The organism is Agarivorans sp. DSG3-1 (genome assembly GCF_046774965.1).
GTDB lineage: Bacteria > Pseudomonadota > Gammaproteobacteria > Enterobacterales > Celerinatantimonadaceae > Agarivorans.
In genome coordinates this window covers 4,741,832-4,757,514 of the sequence record NZ_CP177241.1, presented here as the reverse complement: position 1 = coordinate 4,757,514, position 15,683 = coordinate 4,741,832, and the positions used below count along the sequence as shown (strand labels likewise).

Sequence of the window (15,683 nt, the reverse complement as noted above, 5' to 3'; positions counted from 1 at the left end):
CAAACAAGAGTTAAACCATGGCTAAGTTTATTGAAGACGGAACGCGTTATCAGCTTGACGACCCATGCATAGCGCCGAATAGCGCCGCTTATTTGTGGAACAAAAAAATGATGCTGCATATGAACTGTCGTGGTTATGCAGTGAGTCAATATATGGATCCTGAACCACGAAAATACACCCATGTACCTAACTTAGCTGCGCAAAGCTTTATGCAGCCAGAGCAGCCTTATTTTAGTCATCATCCAGGGCGCTTTTTTTATTTAAGAGATAACCAAACGGGCGAGATGTTTTCGGCACCTTATGAGCCGATGCGGGTAAGTTTAGATGCTTATGCATTTGAACCTGGCTTGGCAGATATTCGCTGGAAAATTGAAAAACTGGATATTGAGCTCACTATTACGCTTAGTTTGGCAGCGAATGATGTACTAGAGCTCTGGCAAATACGCGTGGTTAATGTAAGTAACCACCTTAGAGACATTTCGCTTATACCTTATTTTCCGGTAGGTTATGCCTCGTGGATGAATATGGGAGGGCAATACAACACTGAGCTAAATGCGATTGTGTGTAGCAGCGTAACCCCTTATCAGAAAGTAGATGATTACTTCAAAAATCAACACCTAAAAGATCTGACGTTTTTGTCTGCTAGTCGAATTCCTGATTATTATGAAGTATCGCAAGCTGCCTTTGAAGGCGAAGGAGGCTTACATAACCCTAGTAGCCTTCAACATGGCGGTAACCTTGCTAACGGTGAGGCCCATTATGAATTGCCTGCGGCTATTATGCAGTTTCAATATTTGTTAGCGCCTAAAGCTAGCGACAGTTTGCGTTTATGTTTTGGGCCCGCCAAAGATAAGGCTGAGATTCAACAACTTAATCAACGCTATTTACAGATTGATGAGCAGCAAATAAAAGCGGAATCTGAAGATTATTTCTCGCAGGCGCAAGGCTGCATGAAGGTGAACACACCCGATCAGCAGTTTAATCACTTTGTGAATAATTGGTTACCTCGACAGGTGTTTTATCATGGCGATAGCAATCGCCTTACTACCGACCCGCAAACACGTAACTACCTGCAAGACGCCATGGGCATGGTGTATCTCAACCCCCAAGCCTGTAAAAAGGCCATAATCACCGCGCTTCAACAACAGAAATTTAGTGGTGAAATGCCTGATGGCATTTTGCTTAGTGAACAAGCTGAGCTGAAATACATCAATCAGGTGCCGCATACCGATCACCCCGTTTGGCTAGCTATTGTATTAAGTGCCTACCTTCAAGAAACCAATGATTACAGTCTGTTGGAGCTGCCTTTAGCGTGGGCAGACCAAGCAACGCAGAGCAGTGTATTTGAACATGTTTCTAAGGCGATGCAGGTTTTATGCGAGGCGAATGATGAGCGAGGTTTACCGTATATTGCTCAAGGTGATTGGTGCGACCCAATGAATATGGTGGGTTACCAAGGCAAAGGGGTGTCGGGTTGGTTAGCTGAAGCCATTTCTTATGCCTTGCAGTTGTGGGTGCCAGTTTGCCATAAGCTTGAGCAAACTCAGCTAGCAAACCAATTTGAGCAACATGCCACACAACTTAATCAGCGTATTAATCAGTATTTTTGGGACGGGCAGTGGTATGGCCGAGGGATTACCGATAACGGCGTATTATTTGGCGTAAGTAAGGATGTTGAAGGGCGTATTTTTCTTAATGCTCAAAGTTGGGCCTTATTATGTGGAGCCGCTAATCAGCAGCAAAGCCAACAAATGTTGGCAGCGATTGACGAGCAACTCGACACGCCTTTTGGGGTAATGATGAACGCGCCTGCATTTACCCAAATGCGCGATGATGTTGGCCGAGTGACCCAAAAATGGCCCGGCAGCGCAGAGAATGGTTCGGTGTATAACCATGCGGCGGCGTTTTATGCCGCATCGCTGTATGCCAATGGTCTGGGTGAACGCGCGTTTAAGGTATTGCGAAAAATGATCCCCTCCAATGAGAATGAGGATTTAAGTATTCGTGGTCAGCTTCCGGTGTATTTGCCAAATTATTATCGCGGTGCTTACTACCAATACCCGCGTACTGCTGGTCGCTCTAGTAACTTGTTTAATACAGGAACCAGTGCTTGGTTTTATCAATTACTGGTTGAACAGTTATTTGGCATGCGCGGTTGCAGCGAAGGCTTGCTGGTAAGCCCGCAGTTACCCAAAGAATGGTTACATGCCTCGGCTCACCGCAAGTTTCGCGGCGCGACATTTGATATTGAGTTTGTGCAACAAGCTCTGTCAGAAAACGCTATACAGAAGTGTATTTCAGTAAGTGCTAACGTTTCGCAAAGTACTACACTTACCATCTCGAATAAAAGCACCAATACACTGCTAATCGGTGGATTCACACCAGGTGAGCATTACTCGCTAACGGTAACACTAAGCGGTATAGAGACAGAACTTTCGGCTCAAACAACACGCGCGAAAAAGGTTGAATATGACGAACATTAAGCCCCCCAGTATCTATATTATTATGGGCGTATCCGGGTCTGGAAAGTCTAGTGTTGGTAAAGCACTGGCGGAATGTTTGGGTTTTCAGTTTGTAGATGCAGACGATTTACACCCCACCAGTAATATTGAAAAAATGAAAAGCGGCCAGCCACTTGATGATCAAGACCGCTGGCCTTGGTTAGAACAAGTGACCCTATCTGCAGCTTCGTTTAGCCAGCGTGGGCAAAGCGTTGTGATTGTATGCTCAGCCTTAAAAAAAGCCTATCGCGATAAATTGAGAGAGATGTCTGGCACAGTGGGGTTTATTCATTTAGTTGGCGCGCAAGCTTTAATTGAAACCCGCTTGCGACAACGAGAGCAGCATTTTATGCCCAGTGATTTGTTAAGCAGCCAATACCAAGACTTAGAGTTACCTACAGCTGCGGAGCACGATGTAGTGAGTGTTTCGATAACCGGGCGATTTGATATGGTTATGCAGCGTTGTATTCATGCGGCGAGTCATCTCGCTGAGGCGAGCAAACCATGAACTCGATTATTCAGCAAGTGACTCAAACCATTCGCCAGCGCAGCAAAACCTTACGTAATGATTATGTGCAACGAATGCAGCAGCAAGCCGCAAAAGGCTGCTCTAGGGCGCGTTTAAGTTGCGGTAATTTGGCACATGCTGTGGCTGCCTGTAGTGAGCAGCAAAAAGGGCGCTTGCTAGATTTTACTCGGGTTAATATTGCGATTATTAGTGCTTATAACGACATGTTAAGCGCACATCAACCGTATGCGGTATACCCGCAAAAGATTCAGCATTGCTTGGCGAGCTTGGGCCACAGTGCTCAAGTGGCGGGTGGCGTGCCAGCAATGTGTGATGGGGTTACCCAAGGTCAAGAAGGCATGGATTTGTCTTTGTATTCACGTGACCTAATTGCTCAAAGTACCGCTATTGGCTTAAGTCACCAAGGCTTTGATGGGTGTTTGCTGTTAGGTGTGTGTGACAAAATAGCGCCTGGTCAACTAATGGGCGCTTTGTCTTTTGGTCATTTACCTACTGCTTTTGTGCCAAGTGGTCCAATGCCTAGCGGCATCTCAAACGAGCAAAAAGTGGCTGTTCGTCAGCAATACGCAGCGGGTGAACTGGATAAATCGGCCTTACAAGAGACCGAAAATAAAGCTTACCACGCACCCGGCACTTGTACCTTTTATGGCACTGCGAATACTAACCAATTGGTATTTGAAGCCATGGGATTAATGCTACCGGGCAGCGCCTTTGTTGAAGTGAATTCACCTCTTCGAGAAAAACTCACCGAGCAGCTTGCTAAACACATGGTAATAATTGCCATGGGCAGCCCCAATTATCAGCCTTTGTATCGAGTGCTTGACGAAAAGGCTTTGGTGAATGGTTTGGTTGCGCTAATGGCATCGGGCGGCAGCACTAACCACACCCTGCATATGATAGCGATAGCCCGTGCTGCAGGGTTGATATTAACCTGGGATGATTTTGCGCAACTGGCTAAAGCAGTGCCGCAACTCTCGAGTATGTATCCTAATGGCCCAGCCGATATTAATGCTTTTGAGCATGCGGGCGGGGTACCTTGCCTATTGCGTTTGTTAGCGCAACGCGGTTTGTTGCATATGGACGCGAATACCATTTATGGCCAGCTTAGTGATTACTTACAATCTCCTTATTTGGAGAATGGCGAGCTATGTTGGCGCAGTGCAAGTGAAAGCCTAAATAGCAGCGTGATTGCCGCTGACAAGCATCAGTTTGCCGAAAACGGTGGCTTACAATTACTCAGCGGTAACCTAGGCAGGGCAGTGATTAAAACCAGCGCTGTAGCCGTGAGCCAGCAAATAATTACAGCGCCCGCTAAAATCTTTGATTGCCAGCATCAAGTGGTAGAGGCTTACCAACAAGGTCTATTGAATCAAGATGTGGTGGTAGTGGTTCGTTATAACGGGCCTGCAGCCAATGGCATGCCAGAACTGCACAAGTTGATGCCGATACTGGGTAACCTTCAGAAACAAGGGTTTAAAGTGGCATTGGTAACAGATGGTCGTTTGTCGGGTGCTTCAGGCAAAATACCCTCTGCCTTACATTTAAGCCCTGAAACAGCTAAAGGTGGTATATTGGCGAAGTTACGCGATGGAGATTTGATTCAGCTCGATGCAATAACTGGCACACTTAACTGCCAATTAGATCCGCAGCAGTTAAGTGCGAGAGAGATTGAGCAAGACAGCAAAAATCAGCAGCACTTTGGCACCGGCAGAGAGCTATTTGAACCATTCCGCCGCTTAATTGGCAGTGCCGAAAATGGCGCTAGTGTATTGTTTGATTAGTTAATATTAGTAAGAAGGTGAAACGGCTTAGCCAACACCATTGTTTGGCTTGTGTCGGCACGCTGTGCGGAGCTAAGCGTTAGCTTGACTCTGCACAACTAACGGCGAGTTTAGGGAAATGCCATGACTCACTTTAATACCCACCGCAATGCTCAAGGCTATTGGGATCAACAACAATATAGTAAGAGTAATTCTGTTCATAAAGGCGACCTCTTGCTACCTACATTACATTAGACCGCGTAAACGGCAATTTCATTCATAAATTAACGTGAACAAGTCCCGCTTAGCCCACTCAAGGCTACTTTATTTGCTGATTTTGGGTTCTTCGTAGTCCTTTTTTATCGTTTTTCGGTGCTTCAGCTATTCGTGTTCAGCTTTTGATGTAGCAAAATATTTATTCCTATAAGCTCCGCTTACACCTGCTCATTTTCCATTTCTCTTACTTATCGCCACACTTGTGCCATAAAAATCAATTGCTTAAGAGAAGTCTCATGAGAAAGAGTAACAAACAGCGTAAACAGCCACCTTCACAGCGTGTATTTGTGGCGGCCGCTTTAGTGTTCGGTGTGTTTAATACTGCGTTAGTTAGCGCTAATCCCTGTGATGGTAATGTGATTACTGATGCGGTAGATGGCGCGATTATTGGTGGTGTAGCGGGGGCTATTGTAGGCAATGCTGGCAATGGAGCGGCCATAGGCGCTGGGGCTGGGGTGATTGCTGGCGCTTATGATGAAGAAGAGTGTGCCCGTTATGAACGCGAGTTTGTTGAAGATGCAATGGTTGAAGATATCTACCAGCAGCATTTAGATGATGAGATTGACGCAGAACTTATTTACGGTGAGTAAGTTAATGATTAGCCTTTTTAAGGCCTGCGTTCAATGCCCCCTTCAGAGTGTGTCCGTATGTTAAAAAAATACGTTTGGACCTTAGCCCTGCTAGCGGGAACGATTAGCGCTAAATCGACCTGGGATCAATTTCGTGACCCCTTAGATGGTAAGCTAGATGTCTCTGAGTGGGCTTTAGAAAATGCCCACGGCTTTTTACTGTTTCCGGCGCTAATTACCGATCCAGCTATTGGAAATGGCGGGCTATTAGGTGCCATTTTTTTCCACGAAACAGAAGAGCAAAAAGAGGAACGCCGGCGAACGAATACTGCAACAACTATCTCGCCGAGCGTTTCTGGCATTGTGGGTGGCGGTACCAACAACGGTACCCAGTTTTTTGGGGCTTTCCACTCTGGTAACTGGCTCAACGATGGCATTCGTTATGAAGGGGGCATATTCCAAGGCTTAATCAACATTGATTTTTACGGCGCGGGAGATCCGGTAAAAATGACTGCCGATGGATTTCTTACTCAGCATGACCTAGATATTCGTATCGCCAACAGTAACTGGTTTGTGAATGGGGGCTACAAGCTGAGTGGTGGAGATCTAAACTTTGAAGGTGTGGGTAAAACGGAGTCTAGAGATGCGGCTTTTTCTTATGGCTTGCTGTACGAATCCTTAGACAACCAGTTCTCTCCAAACAACGGTATTAAGGCTCGCGTAAAAGTATCTGAACACGGCAGCTATGCTGGAGGCGACCACGATTTTACTCGATTTAACTCGTACATTAATGCTTATCAAACGTTGTCGGATAAGTGGCGAGTCTCTGGCCGTGTGGTTGCTACCGCAGTTAGTGAGGGGGCGCCTGCTTGGGAGCTTCCATTTATCGATATTCGCGGTATCCCGGCGATGCGCTATCAAGGTGAACAGGTAGCGTCTGCAGAAGTAGAACTTGCCTACGCGCTAAATTCGCGCTGGGAATTGATTGGTTTTACGGGCGCAGGCTCGGCTTATAATCAAGGCCAAGATAGCGAGTTACAAACTATTTATGGTGGTGGGTTTAGACACTTAATCGCTCGCCAATTAGGCTTGAAGTGGGGTATTGATATTGCGCAGCACAAAAACGATACCGCTGTGTATTTGCAGTTCGGCTCAGCATGGTAGCGCTTAAATGTATGGTAAATCTGAAATAAAAAACGGAGCATTACGCTCCGTTTTAAGTTTATTGTTCAGCTAGCTTATTTAGCCGGTTTTAATTAACTGATTCATATCTTTCACTAGCTTATTAAAGGCTGTTAGCTCTTGTTTATCAATTGCCGATGCCAGCGGGATTTTAGCTGTCATTGCGTTTACCGCACGGCCATTTATATGAAACTCATAATGTAGGTGAGGGCCGGTAGAACGTCCGGTATTACCAGACTCTGCTATGATTTGACCGCGTGTGACTCGCTGACCTTTTCGCACTTTAAATTTATTTAAGTGCAGATAGCGCGAGCGATATTTGCCGCCGTGTTGAATCACTAAGTATTTACCGGCATAAGGGTGGTTTTCTATTCGCGTCACCACACCATCGCCTGCTGCGAGAACTGGGGTGCCAATGGCTACCGGGAAATCTGTACCGTTGTGCGGGGATATTCGCCCTGTTACCGGGTGCTTGCGACGAGGGTTAAACCCGGAGCTAACTCGTTGGGCGCGTTTTAATGGTACCCGCATAAAGGCTCGTGCAAGGCTTTCACCATCTTTATCGTAGTAGTTGCCGTTACTAAATAGGTAAGCGCTATATTCATTGCCACGATTAAACATGCGCACCGCGCTAATTTCGCTCTGACCGGTTAACTCATCATCAATGTATTGGCGGTTTCTTACCACTTGGAATACATCACCCGCTCGAAAATCACGTGAAAAACGAATTTTGTCTTTGAACATGGTGGCCACTTGTTCCACTTCACTTGGGCTTAATCCGGCTTTACGGGCAGATACGTAAAAGCTGCCTTCAATGGTGCCGCTAATGGCTTGTTTTTGCCATTGACCTTCAATGCTAACGGTTTCGTATTCAAAGGTAGTAGGGTCGACACGTTTAAAGACAATTTGTTGAGCAGGGTTAAAAGCCAGTTGTAGAGCTTGTAGCTCCTGTTTGTCGTGATCGATAGTAAAGGTAAGTTCATGCCCTGGGCTTAGAGTATCAAGTGCCAACACCGAGATGTCAGCTTCTAATACTTGATACATTGTGGTTTGCGTTATCTCGAAACGGGTGAAAATCTTACCTAAAGTATCACCTTCTTTGATGGTGTACTGGTAACTGCGTACGCCGCCAACTAGTGGCTCGCTGTTTGACGCGGTAGTGGACTCTGGCGATTGAACAGCTGAGTCAGCTTGTTGCTTGCTAGTGTTTACTGCTGACTGTTTAAACTGCGCTGAACTGGGTTCTGGGCGAGGTTTTTGTTTAACTAAATCAATGGCTTCACGTGAGCTACTGCTTAAGTCGAAAACTAAACCATCGTTTTGTTTAGTGAAGCTGTTTTGTGGCAGCTCGATCAGTTGGCGAGAACCCGCACTTGAAGTGGTGGTTTTTGACGAGGGCCAAAAGCTTGCGATGGTGATAACGGCTCCGCAGGCCAAAATGAGTTGCCAATGTTTGTTGGGCAGCCTGCTTGGGCGGCCAAACAGTTGGGCTTTACTGTTAAACATAGTGTCTTTTACCTATTAAACGCTGTCTTAATGCAGCTGTTGTTATAGTATTTTTAGTGGCTATGGTTGCCATAATCAGTGCTATATTCATGCGCTCTGTCTAGGTTGGCAGCTGGCGCACAAGCCTTGAAATTCGTAACTTTGAGGATGCAGACTAAACCCTTGTTGCCCTGCAAAATGATCTAACTCTAGCTTTAGCTCACTGGATAAATTCATTTGAGTCACACTTTTACAATCGGTACATATAAGTAAGGGGTGCGGTGCAAAGCTCTCTTGCTGCTGGCTTACTAAGTAACGACTTGTAGATTCAATATGCTGAATGAAGTGATGCTGAATTAAAAATTCTAGAGCTCGATAAACCGTTGGCGGTTTGGTTTTAGGCTGCTGCTGTTGCAGCTCTGCGAGTACGTCGTAGGCGCTAAGTGGTGCATTTTGTTTATGTAAAATGGCTAACACGGCGGCACGATTAGGAGTGAGCTTGAGTTTCTGCTGATGACAGTAATCACTTACGCGTTGTATATAATTAGCAGTAATCATGAAATACCGAGTAAAAACAAGGGTTAGCGAGGGGAGCTGTGAACACCCTCAAAATTTGAGCGTTACATTATAACATTGGTCGTGGTTTAGCAAGCTACTAGCCCTATTGAAAGGGCTGTTTGTGATTGTTAGCTCAGTATTTAAGTCTTTGTAAAGGCTGGATTAAAAACCGTCGTTGTTTAGCTACATGTCATCGCCACTTTAATCGCTAAACCACCTTGTGAAGTTTCGCGATATTTGGCGTTCATGTCTTTACCGGTGGCATACATGGTTTCGATGACTCTATCGAGGGATACGCGAGACTCATTGGTTCGCCTCAACGCCATGCGGCTTGAGTTAATCGCTTTTACTGCGGCAATCGCGTTACGCTCAATACACGGCACTTGTACTTGGCCAGCCACTGGATCGCAGGTTAGGCCCAAATTGTGTTCCATACCAATTTCGGCCGCTTCACAGACTTGCATTGGGCTACCACCAAGTAGCTCTGCTAAACCCGCGGCAGCCATGGAGCAGGCAACACCCACTTCGCCTTGGCAACCAACTTCTGCACCCGATACCGACGCATTGGTTTTATACAAAATGCCAATGGCACCTGAACACATCAAAAAACGTTGAACGGTTTCTTCATTTAAGGGTTCGATGAACTTGTTATAGTAAGCCAAAATCGCGGGGATTATACCCGCTGCGCCATTGGTGGGGGCGGTTACCACTCTGCCGCCAGCGGCGTTTTCTTCACTGACTGCTAAAGCAAACAAATTCACCCAATCAATAATGTCCATAGGGTCTTTGCTCATTGAACCGCGCCCTTTTAGTTGGCGTAGCAAAGAAGCTGCTCGCCGTGGCACGCGTAATGGACCCGCCAGTATGCCTTCGGTTTTGCAACCTCGGTCGATGGCTTGTGACATGGTTTGCCAAAGTGTGCTGGTTTGTTGGTTGATGATGGTTTGGGAGTTAAATGCTCGTTCATTGGCTCGAACTAAACCACTTATCGACATTCCGTTTTCGCGGCATTGCTCCAACAAGGATGCTGCTGAATTATAAGGAAAAGGCACGCTAATTGTTTGAGTGTTTGTTTGGCCAAAGTGTTGTTCTTCTACTACAAAGCCACCGCCAGTAGAGTAGTAGGTTATCGATTTGATGTTCTGGTTGCCTTGCCAAGCATGAATCACCATGCCGTTTTCGTGTAACGGCAAACAAGTGGAATGAAAAGTTAATGCCTTAGCAGGAAACGCCACTTGGTGTTGATTGTTGGCTACCTTAAGTATTGCGGTTTGTTCTAAGTGTTGTACAAAGCCCGCAATAGCATCGATATCTACATTGTGGGGTAGATTTCCTGCTAAACCCATAATAATGGCTGTGTCAGTGTGGTGGCCTTTGCCTGTTAAAGACAAGGATCCATATACATCAACGGTAATGCTATCTACTTGTTTAAGTATCTTGGCTTGGGTTAACTGTTGAATAAAGTTATGAGCGGCAATCATCGGCCCAACGGTGTGTGAGCTAGATGGTCCTATACCCACCTTAAACACATCAAAAATACTAAGCATCAATTCTCTCGAATAAAAAAGGCAGAAGCACGTGACTTCTGCCCTAAAAATTAGCTGATAAATCTATAGGATTAGGCGGTTTTAAGCCTAAAAGGATAAAACGGCTGGTGGCTATAATTTATGGCTAGTGAATAGCGGCGCCTAGGGTAATGAGAAAGCATGATTTGGTAAACTGATTTTTGAGGGTTTTACGCTAAACAGACTTAGAATGCGCAAATATTTAATAAAAGTGGCTTAGATTGGTGGATTTTTAGATGCTTTGTTCGCTTTGTGGTCACTCAACACTAATTTTGGAAAAAGCGGTTGACTTGTTTAGGCTAAAAACGTTTAATAGCCGCCGTTGCCCGGATAGCTCAGTCGGTAGAGCAGAGGATTGAAAATCCTCGTGTCGGTGGTTCGATTCCGCCTCCGGGCACCACCTTTTAAAAGCCTGCTTTTTAGCAGGCTTTTTTCATTTCCGTCCTCTGGAAAATAATGACACCTTAGTTGCCTGTATTTGGGTAATGAATGATGTCGTGAAACACCGCTGTTTGCGGGTGCAAATTTCTATAACCATGTTCTTGATCCGCTGCAAAGCGAAGCGCTTGGCCTTTTTGCAAGCGTAGCCATTGCCCGTTAACCAGTACTTCCATTTCTCCGCTTATTACAATGATATGCTCGCTCACACCCGGTTCGTGAGGCTCGGATACGCGTTGATAACCCGTTAATAGGGTGAGCTCGTACATCTCAAAGCCGTATTTTTCTTCATAGGGAAAGAGAGTAGCTACTAGCATGTTGTCGCTGGCAGGTTGTTGACGAAGCTGGTCAGCAGTTCTTATTTGTAGCGAACTTTGTTCACTGATACTGGGCTCTAGAAAGGTAGACAGTGAAGTAGAAAAGCCTCCCGCTATTTTCCACAAGGTGGCAATAGTAGGGCTAGACTCACCACGTTCTATTTGGCCTAGCATAGCTTTACTCACGCCAGTTTGTTTGGCTGCGGTGTCTAAGCTCCACTTTTTTTGTTGACGTTGTGTTTTTAAGGCTTGAGCGAGGTATTGGTTGAGCGCGTGCAATTAGCCACCTAATGAATTCAAAAAATAATTTGTACGTTATAACGCACAAGTGCTAGGCTTGTCCACGCTGTGCGCTATAGCGCACGCAAGGTTAAATAGCAAAAGGAGTGCTTAACAATGCGTGACTGGTTTGTTGCTTCCCGTGTTTCAGCGGGTTTTATTGTGGTGTTGGTTGGCTATACCAGTTCGGCGGTGATTGTATTTCAAGCCGCTGCGGCGGCAGGTGCCAGTGAGCAGCAAATAAGTTCTTGGTTATGGGCTTTGGGAGTGGGCATGGGGCTGAGCAGCATTGGCTTATCTTGGCATAGCAAAAAGCCAATTCTTACTGCCTGGTCTACGCCGGGAGCCGCCTTGCTGGTAACTAGTTTACAAGGTTTGTCGATAAACGAAGCGATTGGCGCATTTTTGTTTAGTTCTTTGCTGATTACTCTGAGCGGATTGAGCGGCTTTATCGATAAGTTGATTCGCTGGATCCCCCAGTCTTTAGCAGCGGCCATGCTAGCCGGGGTTTTACTGCAGTTTAGTTTGCAATTGTTTAGTGCTGTAGAGAGCCAGTTAATCTTGGTAGTGGCTATGATTGCGTGTTATCTCATTGGTCGCCATATTGCTCCGCGTTATGTCATGTTGCTAACTTTGTTGGTGGGATGTGGCGTAGCTTATCAACTAGGTTTGTTAGATTTATCGTCAGTGAGTTTTCAGCTTGCTAAGCCCGAATGGGTAAGCCCAGATTTTTCTTGGAAGGCGCTGATTGGCGTTGGTTTACCTTTGTTTGTTGTGACCATGGCTTCACAAAATATGCCGGGAATAGCGGCTTTGCACGGTAATGGCTATCGCCCTGCCATTTCACCTATCATCACTTGGACCGGCGTTACTGGCTTGGTTCTCGCGCCTTTTGGAGGTTTCGCGTTTAACCTTTCAGCCATTACTGCGTCTATTTGCATGGGTAAGGAGGCCGATAGTGATCCAAGTAAGCGTTACCTAGCGTCTATTTGGGCTGGTATTTTCTATATCGCTATTGGCTTGTTGGGAGCAACGGTGGTGAGTTTATTCGCGGCATTTCCTCAAGAGCTAGTAGCAGCAGTAGCTGGTTTAGCGCTATTAAGCACTATTGCCAATAGTTTAGCTGGTGCACTGGCTGATACAAAGGGTAGGGAAGCGGCGATATGCACCTTTTTGTTGACCGCTTCTTCGGTGAACTTCTTTGGTATTGGCAGCGCATTTTGGGGGCTAAGCTTAGGCATGTTGGTGCATTATTTCACGCAAGCTGTTAGTAAGAAAAAGCAGTTAATGAAGACTGAAACAGGTGGAACCTAAGACCATTTAGGTATACTAACGTGATGATTTGACTCAAGACTATATGTAAACAATATGCTGAAAAAAATAGCGGCTAAGATTGGCTACGGTTTACTTATATTCATGGTGACTGCTGAACTACTGGTATTGAGCTTACGCTGGATTGATCCCCCAATGTGGTCTTGGCGATTGCATCGAAGCTTATACCCACCCAGCAGTTATCCGGAGGATGTTGCTCACCAATGGCGAAACCTGAATGCGATTTCGCCAAGTATGGTGTTAGCTTTGGTGGCGGCAGAGGATCAGCGTTTCCCCCAGCATTGGGGTGTGGATTATTCCGCTATCATGATGGCGTTTAAGAATAATCAGCAAGGTGGCAAGTTGCGTGGCGCGAGTACCATAACCCAACAAACCGCTAAGAACCTTTGGTTGTGGCCCGCTCAGAGCTATTGGCGAAAAGCTTTTGAAGCTGGCTTTAGTCTGCTGCTTGAGTTGAATTTACCCAAACAACGAATACTTGAAATTTATCTCAATGTGGCCGAGTTTGGACCTGGTATCTACGGAGTAGAAGCTGCCAGCAAACATTACTTTAAGCTGCCAGCTGCCAGATTAAGCCATTATCAATCTGCTAGTTTGGCTGCCTTATTACCAAGTCCCTATCGTTACAGTTTGTGGCCAAAAACGCCATACATGCAAAAGCGAGTTACCTGGATTCAACAGCAAATGCGCCAGCTAGGTGGCGCATACCTCAATTTTACAAAGTAACGTTATAAGGCTGCCTGGTACAAACCTATCGCGAACTGCGACGACAACTTAAGCGCCAGCAAAATTAAGAAAATCGATAAAGAAATGAGAGTAGCTTTAGACAGTGTTTTTAGGAATCCGATGAACATAATGACCTCACTTGTGTTTAGCCATCCTTGGAAATAATTCACTAATAATTATACTCAAGTGCCAGTGAATACTGAACTTACAAACTTGTCTTAGATCAATTTTTTCTGCTGTTTTTTTGTACGATTAATGACAGTGTGATCGTTAACTCATAAGGGGTTAAATGTGACACTATTACTTATTGTGACTTAAATCTAAATGATAACGCTTGTTATTACTTTTATCGTAAGTTAATGAAATGTAAATATAATATGCGAAATTATTTGGATAGGTGTATACTTTTTCGATAGCTTAAATGGCAGTATGGAGTGAAGAAATGAAAGCCGATCCGAGCATAATAGCCTTACTAAATAAGGTGTTAACTACCGAACTCACATCAATAAATCAGTACTTTTTACACGCCAGAATGTACCGCAATTGGGGCTTAGAAGCGCTCAATGAGAAGAATTATAAAAAGTCGATTAAAGATATGAAACAAGCCGACAAAATTATGGAACGCATATTGTTCCTTGAAGGCTTACCTCATGCTCATATGTTGGGTACATTGCGGATTGGTGAATCAACGGAAGAGATGTTGCAATGCGATATGGACTTTCAGCTTGAGCAGCTTCCGGTGCTAAAAGATGCTATTGCCAGTTGTGAAGCTGCCAAAGATTTTGTAAGTCGTGATTTATTAGAAGAAATTCTAGATTACGAAGAAGATCATGTTGATTGGATTGAAACTCAGCAATATCAAATTGATAAGATGGGCATTGAAAATTACTTAGCTGCTCAAATTACTGAAGGAGACGACTAATGAAGGGTAATAGTGAAGTAATTGACGCGTTAAATCGCCTGTTAATGAATGAACTAACAGCAATGGATCAATACTTTATCCACTCTCGTATGTACGAAGATTGGGGACTAAATAAGCTCTATGAGCGAATCGACCATGAGTTTGATGATGAGAAAGGTCATGCTTCGTTGTTGATCCAGAGAATTTTGTTTTTGGAAGGTACTCCTGATTTAAGTCAGCGTGAGCCTTTACGCATTGGTAAAGATGTACCAAGTATGCTGGAGAACGACCTTAAAGTTGAATATGAGGTCGACGCCTTGCTGAAAGAAACGATGGCCTTGTGCGAAACTAAACAAGACTACGTAACGCGTAATATGCTACAAACTTTAATTGACGATACAGAAATGGACCATGCTTACTGGCTGGAACAACAGCTTGGTTTAATTAATAAGATTGGATTACAAAATTATATGCAAAGCCAGCTATAAAATTACTGGTTTTATTTAGAAGCCGAATGCAGATGCTTTCGGCTTTTTTGTATGTTTCATTACTATGTTTTCTATAGTTGCCAACTCAACATTGACCACGATTTCTCCATAGCAAGTCGTTTTAGTTTAGGGCAGGGGTTTACCACATAGGCCTTGTCTACATGTTCCAATAGCGCTCGGTCGTTAATAGAATCAGAATAAAAGTAGCTACGCTGGTAAGCTTGTGGCTTGTTTTCCTGCCATTCTAGTAAACGAATTACTTTACCTTCTCTAAAGCTGGCAACACCGTCTATATGTTCGCTATAGCTGCCATTTTTAAGCTTTAAATCTACCCCTAGAAAGTCTTTTACGCTTAGCTGCTTGGCGACTTGTTTGACAATAAAGCTTACCGTTGCAGAGATAATAAGCACCTGATGTTGCTGATAAAGGAGAGCATCGATTAGCTTTTGACCTTCAGGGTAAATAATCTGTCGAATGTGTTGTTGTATAAAGTCTTCGACTAACTGATCTATTTGACTACAGCTAAGTGATTGAATAGGACTGAGGCTAAAACGGATGTATTCTTCAAGTGCCAGCTCTCCCTGGGCGTACTGCTCCATCATTGCGGCATCCTGCGCTAAGAAACCAGCTTGAGTGACAATACCTTGTTCTACTAGATACTGGTGCCACAACACTCCACTATCACCCGCTATAAGGGTATCGTCTAAATCAAATATATGTAAGTCCACTCAAACGTCTTCCATTTTCAAGGCTGCTAATTGCCATGCTAGATAAATT

General features: G+C 44.8%; 15 protein-coding genes and 1 tRNA gene. 10 read left to right on the top strand and 6 right to left on the bottom strand.

What is annotated here, in order from left to right:
* Positions 1–17 precede the first annotated feature (17 nt).
* The 3 genes from ACLD71_RS22090 to edd are packed head-to-tail and all read left to right on the top strand — an operon-like array spanning position 18 to position 4,811.
* Positions 18–2,483: a GH36-type glycosyl hydrolase domain-containing protein gene (locus ACLD71_RS22090; protein WP_411992201.1), complete on the top strand. Its 2,466-nt coding sequence runs from the start codon at positions 18–20 to the stop codon at positions 2,481–2,483.
* Positions 2,470–3,009: a gluconokinase gene (locus ACLD71_RS22085; protein WP_411992199.1), complete on the top strand. Its 540-nt coding sequence runs from the start codon at positions 2,470–2,472 to the stop codon at positions 3,007–3,009. Before ACLD71_RS22090 ends, ACLD71_RS22085 begins: the two co-directional genes overlap by 14 nt.
* Positions 3,006–4,811, top strand: a complete 1,806-nt coding sequence (gene edd / locus ACLD71_RS22080; RefSeq protein ID WP_411992197.1) for a phosphogluconate dehydratase — start codon at positions 3,006–3,008, stop codon at positions 4,809–4,811. The genes ACLD71_RS22085 and edd overlap by 4 nt, the downstream gene beginning before the upstream one ends.
* A gap of 72 nt (positions 4,812–4,883) precedes the next feature.
* Here edd and ACLD71_RS22075 read toward each other — a convergent pair whose 3' ends face one another.
* Positions 4,884–5,012 (bottom strand): hypothetical protein, encoded by a 129-nt coding sequence (locus ACLD71_RS22075; protein WP_303510529.1) that lies wholly within the window; start codon positions 5,010–5,012, stop codon positions 4,884–4,886.
* Positions 5,013–5,302: 290 nt separating this feature from the next.
* Here ACLD71_RS22075 and ACLD71_RS22070 point away from each other — a divergent pair, with 290 nt between their 5' ends.
* Positions 5,303–5,656, top strand: a complete 354-nt coding sequence (locus ACLD71_RS22070) for a glycine zipper family protein (RefSeq protein ID WP_411992195.1) — start codon at positions 5,303–5,305, stop codon at positions 5,654–5,656.
* A gap of 57 nt (positions 5,657–5,713) precedes the next feature.
* Positions 5,714–6,799 (top strand): BamA/TamA family outer membrane protein, encoded by a 1,086-nt coding sequence (locus ACLD71_RS22065; RefSeq protein WP_411992193.1) that lies wholly within the window; start codon positions 5,714–5,716, stop codon positions 6,797–6,799.
* Positions 6,800–6,877: 78 nt separating this feature from the next.
* Here ACLD71_RS22065 and ACLD71_RS22060 read toward each other — a convergent pair whose 3' ends face one another.
* The 3 genes from ACLD71_RS22060 to ACLD71_RS22050 all read right to left on the bottom strand — a co-directional run bounded on the left by ACLD71_RS22060 (position 6,878) and on the right by ACLD71_RS22050 (position 10,407).
* On the bottom strand, positions 6,878–8,323 hold the full coding sequence (locus ACLD71_RS22060; protein ID WP_137671839.1) for a peptidoglycan DD-metalloendopeptidase family protein: 1,446 nt from the start codon (positions 8,321–8,323) through the stop codon (positions 6,878–6,880).
* Positions 8,324–8,410: 87 nt separating this feature from the next.
* Positions 8,411–8,860, bottom strand: a complete 450-nt coding sequence (locus tag ACLD71_RS22055; RefSeq protein WP_303510538.1) for a Fur family transcriptional regulator — start codon at positions 8,858–8,860, stop codon at positions 8,411–8,413.
* Between the two features lie 179 nt (positions 8,861–9,039).
* Positions 9,040–10,407, bottom strand: coding sequence for an L-serine ammonia-lyase (locus tag ACLD71_RS22050; protein ID WP_411992191.1), 1,368 nt, complete (start codon positions 10,405–10,407; stop codon positions 9,040–9,042).
* 342 nt (positions 10,408–10,749) lie between these two features.
* Between ACLD71_RS22050 and ACLD71_RS22045 the strand changes: the two genes are divergently transcribed.
* Positions 10,750–10,825, top strand: a tRNA-Phe gene (locus tag ACLD71_RS22045).
* A gap of 64 nt (positions 10,826–10,889) precedes the next feature.
* Here ACLD71_RS22045 and ACLD71_RS22040 read toward each other — a convergent pair.
* Positions 10,890–11,459 (bottom strand): helix-turn-helix domain-containing protein, encoded by a 570-nt coding sequence (locus tag ACLD71_RS22040; RefSeq protein WP_411992190.1) that lies wholly within the window; start codon positions 11,457–11,459, stop codon positions 10,890–10,892.
* A 117-nt stretch (positions 11,460–11,576) separates the two neighbouring features.
* On the opposite strand from ACLD71_RS22040, the gene ACLD71_RS22035 reads away from it, so the two are divergent.
* The 4 genes from ACLD71_RS22035 to bfr (ACLD71_RS22020) all read left to right on the top strand — a co-directional run bounded on the left by ACLD71_RS22035 (position 11,577) and on the right by bfr (ACLD71_RS22020) (position 14,906).
* Positions 11,577–12,773, top strand: a complete 1,197-nt coding sequence (locus tag ACLD71_RS22035) for a benzoate/H(+) symporter BenE family transporter (protein WP_411992189.1) — start codon at positions 11,577–11,579, stop codon at positions 12,771–12,773.
* A gap of 54 nt (positions 12,774–12,827) precedes the next feature.
* Entirely contained in the window at positions 12,828–13,517 is a 690-nt protein-coding gene (gene mtgA, locus ACLD71_RS22030; protein ID WP_411992187.1) for a monofunctional biosynthetic peptidoglycan transglycosylase, read from the top strand.
* A 442-nt stretch (positions 13,518–13,959) separates the two neighbouring features.
* Positions 13,960–14,439, top strand: coding sequence for a bacterioferritin (gene bfr, locus ACLD71_RS22025; RefSeq protein ID WP_137671833.1), 480 nt, complete (start codon positions 13,960–13,962; stop codon positions 14,437–14,439).
* The gene (bfr, locus tag ACLD71_RS22020) at positions 14,439–14,906 is read left to right on the top strand and encodes a bacterioferritin (protein WP_137671832.1); all 468 of its coding nucleotides are present in this window, start codon (positions 14,439–14,441) and stop codon (positions 14,904–14,906) included. The genes bfr (ACLD71_RS22025) and bfr (ACLD71_RS22020) overlap by 1 nt, the downstream gene beginning before the upstream one ends.
* 71 nt (positions 14,907–14,977) lie before the next feature.
* Here the strand turns inward: bfr (ACLD71_RS22020) and ACLD71_RS22015 are convergent, their stop codons facing one another.
* Positions 14,978–15,634 carry an HAD family hydrolase gene (locus ACLD71_RS22015; RefSeq protein ID WP_137671831.1) on the bottom strand — a complete coding sequence of 219 codons (657 nt, stop codon included), beginning with the start codon at positions 15,632–15,634 and terminating at the stop codon, positions 14,978–14,980.
* Positions 15,635–15,683: the final 49 nt, after the last annotated feature.